The sequence below is a fragment of the Seohaeicola saemankumensis genome (assembly GCF_042678485.1).
GTDB lineage: Bacteria > Pseudomonadota > Alphaproteobacteria > Rhodobacterales > Rhodobacteraceae > Seohaeicola > Seohaeicola saemankumensis.
Window position 1 is genome coordinate 750932 of record NZ_JBHTKR010000001.1, and the last position, 9430, is coordinate 760361.

Sequence of the window (9430 nt, forward strand, 5' to 3'; positions counted from 1 at the left end):
AGGATGAACGTCAATCAACTGATCAACATGGTCATTCGTCTTTTCGTCCGAAAGGCCGTCAACGGTGGCATCAATGCCGGGATGAAGCGGTTCGCAGGTGGCGGCAAGAGCGGCGGCGGTCAGGGCAACCCGGATGCAGCCCAGCAGGGCCAGCAGGCCGTTCGCAAGGCCCGTCAGGCGGCGCGCGCCGCACGTCGCATCGGCAAGATGTGACATTCCCCGCGCGTGATGCGCGCAGGACAGGTTCGGCAGTGGATATTTGAAGCAAGAAGAAACAGGGGGCTTCGGCCCTGCGCCTCAGCCCATGCGGAAATGCTTGCTGAGTTTCAGCCCCTGGCCCTGGTAGTTCGAGGCGATCCCGCGACCGTAAAGCTGTGTCGGCGCGGCGCTCATGCGTTCATAGACCAGGCGGCCGACGATCTGGCCATGTTCCAGAACGAAAGGCGCCTCGTGGCAGCGCACCTCAAGCACGCCGCGCGATCCGGCGCCGCCGGCGGCATCATGGCCGAAGCCCGGATCGAAGAAGCCCGCGTAATGGACACGGAATTCCCCCACCATCGCCAGGTAGGGCGCCATTTCCGCCGCATAGGCGGGAGGGATGCAAACCGCCTCGCGGCTGACAAGGATATAGAAGGCGCCGGGATCAAGGATGATCTGGCCGCTGTCGGAGCGCACGTCCTCCCAGTAGTCGGCGGGATCGTACTGGCCGATGCGGTCAAGGTCGATGACCCCGGTATGCGGTTTCGCGCGGTAGCCCACAAGATTGCCGTCGGTCGGGCGCAGATCGACGGAAAAGCCAAGGCCGTCGTCGATCACGGCCTGCCCGTTGACCAGCGGGGTGACGGCATGAAGGCTGGCCAGTTCCGCATCGTTCAGCACGGCCTGGCCTTCGCGAAACCGGATCTGGTTCAGCCGCATGCCGGGGCGCACCAGTACGGAAAACGAGCGGGGGCAGATCTCGGCATAAAGCGGTCCGCTGTAGCCCTGCGGGATGCGGTCGAATTCCGTGCCGCCATCGGTGATGGTGCGGGTCAGCAGATCCAGCCGCCCGGTCGATGATTTGGCATTGGCCACCGCCTGGATCGAGGCGGGCAGGTCCAGCCGTTCCATCAGCGGCACGACATAGACGCAGCCCTTTTCCAGAACGGCGCCCTCGGTCAGGTCGACGCGGTGCATTTCGAACTCGGCCAGACGATCCGCCACGCTGCGGCCATGCCCCGCCAGGAAAGAGGCCCGCACGCGGTAGGCCACGTTGCCCAATCGCAGGTCGAGGCTGGCGGGCTGGATCTGGTCGGGCAGGGGCGCGGGAGAGGCGGCGATCTGGCCCGCGGCGATCATCGCCTCGATCTGCTGGCTGGGGATCACGCCGGTCATGTCACGCCTTTCCTGTGGCCGGATATGCAAATCGCCCGGAGCCTTTCGGCACACGAGCGATTGCGGAACCGTCGAATTGTTTTGGTCGGGCTAGCAGGACTCGAACCTGCGACCTTCCGTCCCCCAGACGGACGCGCTACCAGGCTGCGCCATAGCCCGACGGTTTGGCTGTAATACTGCATTTCACCGTAGGGGCAAGGGGTAATTCCCACTTTTCACCTCAACCCTTTCGGGTGGCGACCAGGCGGGTGGTCAGCGCGTCGATCCGCGCGAGAATCGGTGTCAGCGCGTCACGGTCCGCGGCGGCAATCTGACGCCGGCGCCCGGCGATCAGTGCCAGCAGGCCGGGTTCGATCCGGATCGCGTCCAGATCGGGTGGCGGTGGCAGGTCGGCGCCCAGCGGGGCGGGCGCATCGACGGGCGCGGGGGCCTCCGGCGGGATGGGCAGGATGGGGGGCGCGTCCATCGCGGCAGGCGTTGCGACCGGGGGCGCCACGGCGGGCGTTTTGGGCGGCGGCGCATCTGCCGCGGGGGCGATGGGTGGTTGCGGCGCATCAGCGGCGGTGCTGTCCTGGTCCACGGGGGCAGCCGGCGGGGTTTCCGCCGACGCAGGGGCCTCTGACAGGTTGGCCGTTGCGGTGGGCACAAGCTGGATCGGGGATGCCGTTGTTGGGGGCGTCGCGGCCACGGTTGCCGGGCTATCCTCGGCCTGTGGTGTCGGCGGGACAGGTGTCACATGGGGCGGTGTGGCGGCGGCCACCGTATCCGGCGCATCGCTGGCAGCCGCATCCAGCACATCGCTGGCCGCCATCGCGTCACCCATCACGTCATCCAGCGGCTGAGACATCTCGCAGACATGTCGAACGCCTTGTTCGCGCAACAATTTCTGCACGCCCTTGATGGTCATGCCGTCATCGTGGAGCAGTTTCTTGATGCCGCCCAGCAGCAGCATGTCATCGGGGCGGTAATAGCGCCGCCCGCCCGCGCGCTTGACGGGCTTTACCTGCGGGAACTTGCTTTCCCAGAAGCGAAGGACATGGGCAGGACGATCCAGCCAGTCTGCCACTTCGCTGATCGTGCGAAAGGCGTCCGGGGATTTGGCTGCCATGCGTCAGGTTCCTTCTCAGCCCTCGGGACCGGATGCGACGCGATCCTTCATCAGATGCGAGGGGCGGAAGGTCAGCACGCGGCGCGGATTGATCGGTACTTCCTCGCCGGTCTTGGGGTTGCGTCCCACGCGGGCCGATTTCTCGCGCACCGAGAATGTGCCGAAGGACGAGATCTTGACTTGCTCGCCAGCCACAAGGGCATCCGACATGTGCTGCAGCACGCTTTCGACCAATTGGCTGCTGTCGTTGCGTGACAGCCCCACCTCGCGAAAGATCGCTTCGCTCAGGTCCATCCGGGTCAAGGTCTTGTCACTCATCCTGCATCCCCCCATCAGCATTTCCACAACCATAGGGGCAGGGCTATTTTCGAGTCAATATCAACGGCTTGCCGCACGGCTTTTCAGCTGTGCTTTATCTGCTTAAAAACAGTCGTTCCATTCGGCAGAGTGCGGCGCGCCGCGTCACCAGCGCAGCACGACGGCGCCCCAGGCCAGCCCGCCGCCGATCGCCTCGGTCACGATCAGATCGCCCTGCTTGATCTGCCCGCGCTGGTACCCCACGGAAAGCGCCAGCGGGATCGAGGCCGCCGAGGTGTTGCCATGGTCCTGCACGGTGACAACGACACGGTCCATCGGGACCTGCATGCGCTGCGCTGTGGCGGTGATGATCCGCAGATTGGCCTGATGCGGCACGATCCAGTTCACATCGCCGCCGGTCAGCCCGACCTTGTCCAGCGCGGCATGCGCGGTCTCGGCCAGTTTTTCGACGGCATGGCGGAACACTTCACGCCCCTGCATCCTGAGATGCCCGGTCGTACCGGTCGAGACACCGCCATCGACATAAAGCAGGTCGCGGTGTCGCCCGTCCGAGTTCAGATCGCTGGACAGAACGCCGCGATCGGTATTGGCGCCCGTGCCTTCCTCGGCCTCGAGGATCAGCGCGCCCGCGCCATCACCAAAGAGGACGCAGGTCGAACGATCGGCCCAGTCCATCAGGCGGCTGAAGGTTTCGGCGCCAATGACCAGCACGCGCCTGGCCTGGCCCGACAGGATCATCCCGTTGGCATTGGCCAGGGCAAAGACGAATCCGGCGCAGACCGCCTGCACGTCGAAGGCAAAGCCACGTGTCATGCCCAGATTGGCCTGCACCATTGTGGCGGCGGCCGGAAAGGTCAGATCGGCGGTGGATGTCGCCAGGATGATCGCGTCCAGGTCATCCGGCCGCAGTCCCGCATCAGCCAGGGCCGCCTGCGCGGCGCGGGTGGCAAGATCCGAGGTCGTCTGCCCCTCGGCCGCGACATGGCGCCGCTCGATGCCCGAGCGTGCCTTGATCCATTCATCGGATGTGTTCAGCCGTTCTTCGAATTCCGCGTTTTCCACGATCCTTTCGGGCAGGTAATGCCCGATGCCCTTGACGACGGCGCGAATGGTCATTGACTGTCTTCCTGTTGCGTCTTTGTATCGTGAGCGAGCGCCGTGGCAGATGCAACCCGCGCCGCCAGTTTTTCGGAAAACTCCGATTGCGCCAGTTTGAACGCCAGTTTGACGGCTGCGGACACGCCCGTTGCATCGGCCGATCCGTGTGACTTCACCACCGTACCGTTCAGGCCCAGAAACACGCCGCCATTGACGCGGCGCGGGTCGATCCGGTGCTTGAGCCGCCGCAGCGAGGTCAGCGCCAGAAGCGAGGCCAACCGCGACAGGGGCGAATGCTTGAAGGCTTCCTTCAGCAGGTCGCCGATCAGCTTGGCCGTACCCTCGCCGGTTTTCAGAGCCACGTTGCCGGTGAAGCCGTCGGTCACGATCACATCGCAGACATCGCCGGGAATATCGCCGCCTTCGACGAAACCCACGAATTCGAAATTGGCGCGCGGCGCCATGTTGCCGATCAGCTCATGCGCGGCCTTCAGTTCGGCCCGGCCCTTGTTTTCCTCGGTGCCGACGTTCAGCAGACCGACGCGGGGGTGGGACAGGTTCAGGCCGTTGCGCGCATAGGATACGCCCATCAGCGCATATTGCAGAAGATCCTGTTCATCGGCGCGTACATCCGCGCCCACGTCCAGCATCACGTTGAACCCCTGCGGATTGCGCGAAGGCCAGAGCACGGCGATGGCCGGGCGGTTCACGCCCGGCAGCTTGCGAAGGCGCACCATCGACAGCGCCATCAGCGCGCCGGTATTCCCGCAGGAGACAGCGACCGTCGCTTCACCCTCGCGCACCGAATCGAGCGTGGACCACATCGAAGTGTCCTTGCCGTGGCGCATGATGTGGCTGGGCTTGTCGGACATGGACACCACGCCCTGGGCATCGCGAATCTCGCAACGCCCGGTCAGATGCTTGCGCTTGGCCACCAGCCGTTCCAGCTGATCGCGCGGTCCATGCAGGATGAAGGCGATGTCAGGGTTGATCTTGGCGGACAAGGCAATGCCGGCAACCACGGCTGCCGGCCCCATATCACCACCCATGGCGTCAACCGAAATTATGGTGCGCCCGCGTCGCGTCGTGGACTGATCCGACAACGTGGACATGGGCGCCCCCTGGTTCTGACGCTCAGGCTGCGTCTTCGTCCAGATCCACTTCTTCGGTCATGGCGACGATTTCACGCTCGCCATAATGGCCGCAAGCGGCGCAGACGTGGTGCGGGCGCTTCAGCTCGCCGCAGTTGGTGCATTCGTTCGGGTTTGCTGCAACCAGTGCGTCATGCGCCCGACGGTTGTTGCGGCGCGACTTGGAGACTTTGTTTTGCTGGACGGCCATCGTGCCACCTCGATTTCCTGTGGGCCTTGCGGCCCTGTTTCATATGGGTCTGGGGGCACATATTCGCTTGGCGACCAAGTGTCCAACCCAAAATTCGATTGAGCGGCGGAAAATACTGTGAATCGGTCAGGGTGCAAGCGGTTTTTTGCCCCATGCGCCCAAGCTGGCGGGACCGGGCGGGACCGGCCGCCAAGGCCGCGGTTTTCAGTCTTCGCCCTCGGGGCTGTTGCCCAGCTTGTCGCGCAATCCGGCAAGGCCCGCAAAGGGCTTCAGCGCTTCATCCGTGATCGCGGTCTTGCCGGGCTCCGTCACCGTCAGACTGCCCAGTTCGGCCCCTTCGGCGCGTGGCCAGTCAGGCACGGCCAGGGCCAGCGCCTCGATCATCACGGCATGGGGGTCGATGGTCGCGCCCAGCGGTTCGGCGGTGTCATCATCGGGCATCTCGATCTCTTCGCCCTCGGGCAGCAGGGGCGCGGGATCGGCAAGATACAGCCGGCGCACCGGCACATCCAGACGCGTCGTGACCGGCTCCAGCGTGACCACGCAGGCCTGGATGACCGTGGCGCCCAATGTGCCCTGCAACAGCCAGTCGGCGCGGCCCTCGGCCCGGATCGTGCCCTTGAAGGACAGCTTGCGCAGCCCCAGAAGGCCAAGCTCATCGGCGATCACGCGCAGCGCGGCCGCGTCCGGGCGCAGATCAAAGGCGGTGACGCGGCTCTGCGGCAGGTCGGCGACCCTGAGGGCGGTGTCGGATTCGCTGGGTTGGGACATGCGGTCTGACGCTTCCATTCTTGAACCGGGGGCATTCCTTCTGTAAGCGGGATAGAAGGCACAAGGGGCCAAGGCAAGAGGGCAGCGATGTCAGGCGAGAGTTTCCGGTTCGGCAAATCCATTGCGGTCCTGTGCATCCTGGCACTGTCGGCCTGCGCACCGCAATTCCGCAACCACGGCTATGTGCCGACCGAGTTCGACCTGGCCCAGGTGACCGTGGGCGTGGATACGCGCGCCTCGGTCGAGGAATTGATCGGCGCTCCGGCGACATCGGGAATGGCGACGGACAGCGCCGCCTATTACGTGCAGAGCCGGGTACGCAACTTCGCCTGGCGCGCCCCCGAGGTGATCGAACGGCAGGTGCTGGCGATCAGCTATGACAGCGCCGGCGTTGTGACGAATATCGAACGCTTCGGGCTGGAAGACGGGCAGGTTGTCCCGATCTCGCGCCGGATCACCGGCACAAGCGGCACGAATGAGTCGATCATCCGCCGCCTGATCGGCAGCATCGGCGGCTTCAGCGCGTCCGACTTCCTGGGATAAGGCCGCACGGCCATGCGCGGTGGCGGCCCGGATCGGGCCACATCCACGGCCCGAGACATCTTGCGCGGCGCTGGGGCTGCCCGTAGCCTTGCGACAGCCTTGCGAAAAACCGGCGGCGGAGAGGCCTGATGCAGCCAGTCACCAAAGGATGTTACCGGCTGCGGCCGGCCCGATCCCAAGCAGATGTGGCCGCCGCGCAACGCCTGCGCCACCTGGCCTTTCACGCCGGTGCCGATGCGTCGCGGGACACGGGGCTGGACCGTGACCGTTTCGATGCGATCTGCACCCATGTCCTGATCGAGGATCTGCGTGATGGCCAGCTTGTGTGCTGCTTTCGCACGCTGGACCTGCCTGATGCGGGCCAGATCGGCCAAAGCTATTCCGCGCAGTACTACGATCTGTCCGCCCTGATGCGGTTTGCCGGACCGATGATCGAGATCGGCCGCTTCTGCATCCATCCCGACCATCATGACCCGGACATCCTGCGCCTGGCCTGGGCCGCGCTGACCTGCCATGTGGATGCGCGCGGGATCGAGATGATGTTCGGCTGTTCATCTTTTCGCGGCACCGATCAAAGCCGCTACCTTGATGCCTTTGCCATGCTCAGGGACAATCACCTGGCCCCGCCCGACCTTGCGCCGCGGATCAAGGCGCCGCTGGTTTTTCCGTTCGGCGCGCAGGTCCAGCCCGCGCCCGACAGGCGCCGCGCCCTGCTGTCCATGCCGCCATTGCTGCGCAGCTACCTGATGATGGGGGGCTGGGTCAGCGACCATGCTGTGATCGACCCGCAGATGGACACGCTGCATGTGTTCACCGGGCTGGAAATCCGCGCGATCCCCGAGGCGCGCAAGAAACTGCTGCGCGCGGTCATGGCCTGAACGCGCCGCCCCCGCCGGACCCGGCCCTGCAAAGCGTCTTGCCGGGACTTTGGCCCGAACCTGCCGGTTTTTGGCGACGCTTGACGGCGCGGCGCGGCCCGGATAGCAGGCGGGCATGGCACGCGCACCCCTTCTTCAGCTATCCGACATTTCCCTGACCTTTGGCGGGGATCCTGTCTTTGCAGATCTGTCCCTTGTGGTGCAACCGGGTGACCGGCTGGCGCTGGTGGGGCGCAACGGATCGGGAAAATCCACCCTCATGAAGGTGATGGCCGGGCTGGTCGAGGCCGATCAGGGCACCCGGGTCGTGACCCCTGGCGTGACGGTGGGCTACATGGAGCAGGACCCGCTGATGGAGGGTTTCACAACGCTGGGCGATTATGCCGCCAGCGGGCTGGATCCGTCCGAAGCCTACAAGGTCGAGATCGCGGGCGAAGGGTTGAAATTCGATCCCGCGCGCCCCGTCAGCACCGCATCGGGCGGCGAACGGCGCCGCGCGGCGCTGGCCAAGCTGATGGCCGAGGCGCCCGAGCTGATGCTGCTGGACGAGCCGACCAACCATCTGGACATCGAGGCAATCGCATGGCTTGAGGCCGAGCTGTCGACGACACGCGCGGCTTTCGTGCTGATCAGCCACGACCGCGCCTTTCTGCGGGCGCTGACGCGGGCGACCTTCTGGATCGACCGGGGCATGGTGCGGCGGCAGGAAACAGGTTTCGACGGGTTCGAGGCATGGCGCGACAAGGTCTGGGATGAAGAGGACATGCAGCGCCACAAGATGGACCGCAAGATCAAGGCCGAAGGGCGTTGGGCGGTCGAGGGCATCAGTGCGCGGCGCAAGCGCAACCAGGGGCGTCTGAGGGCGCTGGCGGCCCTGCGCGAAGAACGCTCCAGCCAGATCCGGCGCCAGGGCACTGCGGCGATGTCGCTGGAATCGGGTGCCAAGTCGGGCAAGCTGGTCGTGGAAGCTGACAATATTTCAAAGGCTTATGATGGAAAGGTGATCTTGCGCGATTTTTCGGTCAAGATCCTGCGCGGCGACCGCGTGGCCTTTGTCGGCCCCAATGGCGTGGGCAAGACCACGCTGCTGAAGATGTTGATGGGACAGGAATCGCCGGACAGTGGTACGATCCGGCTGGGCACCAACCTGATGCCTGCGATCTTCGATCAGTCCCGCGCGCAGCTGGACCCCGAGATGAGCCTGTGGGACAGCCTGACCGGCGATCCTGAAATGCGGGTATCGGGCAAGGCGGACCAGGTGCTGGTGCGTGGCCAGCCCCGCCATGTGGTGGGCTATCTCAAGGATTTCCTGTTCGACGAACGCCAGGCGCGCGCGCCGGTGCGCAGCCTGTCGGGGGGCGAAAAGGCGCGTCTGCTGCTGGCCAAGCTGATGGCGAAGGAAAGCAACCTGCTGGTGCTGGACGAACCGACCAACGATCTGGATATCGAGACGCTGGATCTGTTGCAGGAACTGCTGGACGATTACGACGGCACCGTGCTGCTGGTCAGCCACGATCGCGATTTTCTGGACCGGGTCGCCGCCACCACCATCGCGATGGAAGGCGACGGGCGCGCCACGGTCTATGCGGGCGGCTGGACCGACTACCAGGCGCAGCGCGGCGAAGGGGGCGGGACGCAGGGCTGGAACTCGGTCAGCTATGACGGCAAGCGCAAGGCGCCGGATGCGTCCGCTGCAACGGCCGCAACGGCCGCAACGGCCGCATCCGCGACCCCGGCCAAAACCGCTGCGAAATCAAAGCTTTCCTTTACCGAAAAGCACCGCCTTGACGCGCTGCCCGGCGTTATCGAAACGCTGGAGGCCGAGATCGCCAAGCTGGAAACGTTTCTGTCCGCGCCCGATCTGTTCACCAAGGACCCGGTGAAATTCCGCAAGGGGACCGAGGCGCTGGTCGAACGGCAGCAGGCGCTGGCCGCCGCCGAGGAGGAATGGCTGACCCTGGAAGCCAGGGCCGCCGGCTGACGCAACACATCAGGAAAG

General features: G+C 65.2%; 11 protein-coding genes and 1 tRNA gene. 4 read left to right on the forward strand and 8 right to left on the reverse strand.

Annotated features, from left to right (window positions below):
* Positions 1-3: 3 nt before the first annotated feature.
* On the forward strand, positions 4-213 hold the full coding sequence (locus ACFQ3C_RS03595; protein ID WP_380789051.1) for a hypothetical protein: 210 nt from the start codon (positions 4-6) through the stop codon (positions 211-213).
* Between the two features lie 84 nt (positions 214-297).
* Here the strand turns inward: ACFQ3C_RS03595 and ACFQ3C_RS03600 are convergent, their stop codons facing one another.
* The 8 genes from ACFQ3C_RS03600 to ACFQ3C_RS03635 all read right to left on the reverse strand — a co-directional run bounded on the left by ACFQ3C_RS03600 (position 298) and on the right by ACFQ3C_RS03635 (position 6010).
* The gene (locus tag ACFQ3C_RS03600) at positions 298-1374 is read right to left on the reverse strand and encodes a 2'-deoxycytidine 5'-triphosphate deaminase (RefSeq protein ID WP_380789052.1); all 1077 of its coding nucleotides are present in this window, start codon (positions 1372-1374) and stop codon (positions 298-300) included.
* A gap of 82 nt (positions 1375-1456) precedes the next feature.
* Positions 1457-1533, reverse strand: a tRNA-Pro gene (locus ACFQ3C_RS03605).
* Between the two features lie 61 nt (positions 1534-1594).
* Positions 1595-2482, reverse strand: coding sequence for a MerR family transcriptional regulator (locus ACFQ3C_RS03610; RefSeq protein ID WP_380789053.1), 888 nt, complete (start codon positions 2480-2482; stop codon positions 1595-1597).
* 15 nt (positions 2483-2497) lie between these two features.
* Positions 2498-2800 carry an integration host factor subunit alpha gene (gene ihfA / locus ACFQ3C_RS03615; RefSeq protein ID WP_380789054.1) on the reverse strand — a complete coding sequence of 101 codons (303 nt, stop codon included), beginning with the start codon at positions 2798-2800 and terminating at the stop codon, positions 2498-2500.
* A 144-nt stretch (positions 2801-2944) separates the two neighbouring features.
* A complete protein-coding gene (locus ACFQ3C_RS03620; RefSeq protein WP_380789055.1) occupies positions 2945-3916 on the reverse strand; it encodes a beta-ketoacyl-ACP synthase III in 972 nt (323 codons plus the stop codon).
* A complete protein-coding gene (plsX, locus tag ACFQ3C_RS03625; RefSeq protein WP_380789056.1) occupies positions 3913-5010 on the reverse strand; it encodes a phosphate acyltransferase PlsX in 1098 nt (365 codons plus the stop codon). The genes ACFQ3C_RS03620 and plsX overlap by 4 nt, the downstream gene beginning before the upstream one ends.
* A 22-nt stretch (positions 5011-5032) precedes the next feature.
* Positions 5033-5239, reverse strand: a complete 207-nt coding sequence (gene rpmF / locus ACFQ3C_RS03630; RefSeq protein WP_380789057.1) for a 50S ribosomal protein L32 — start codon at positions 5237-5239, stop codon at positions 5033-5035.
* Positions 5240-5443: 204 nt separating this feature from the next.
* Positions 5444-6010, reverse strand: coding sequence for a YceD family protein (locus ACFQ3C_RS03635; RefSeq protein WP_380789058.1), 567 nt, complete (start codon positions 6008-6010; stop codon positions 5444-5446).
* Positions 6011-6097: 87 nt separating this feature from the next.
* On the opposite strand from ACFQ3C_RS03635, the gene ACFQ3C_RS03640 reads away from it, so the two are divergent.
* The 3 genes from ACFQ3C_RS03640 to ACFQ3C_RS03650 all read left to right on the forward strand — a co-directional run bounded on the left by ACFQ3C_RS03640 (position 6098) and on the right by ACFQ3C_RS03650 (position 9412).
* Entirely contained in the window at positions 6098-6553 is a 456-nt protein-coding gene (locus tag ACFQ3C_RS03640; RefSeq protein WP_380789059.1) for an outer membrane protein assembly factor BamE, read from the forward strand.
* 128 nt (positions 6554-6681) lie between these two features.
* The gene (locus tag ACFQ3C_RS03645) at positions 6682-7431 is read left to right on the forward strand and encodes a GNAT family N-acetyltransferase (protein WP_380789060.1); all 750 of its coding nucleotides are present in this window, start codon (positions 6682-6684) and stop codon (positions 7429-7431) included.
* A gap of 115 nt (positions 7432-7546) precedes the next feature.
* A complete protein-coding gene (locus ACFQ3C_RS03650) occupies positions 7547-9412 on the forward strand; it encodes an ABC-F family ATP-binding cassette domain-containing protein (RefSeq protein ID WP_380789061.1) in 1866 nt (621 codons plus the stop codon).
* Positions 9413-9430 lie beyond the last annotated feature (18 nt).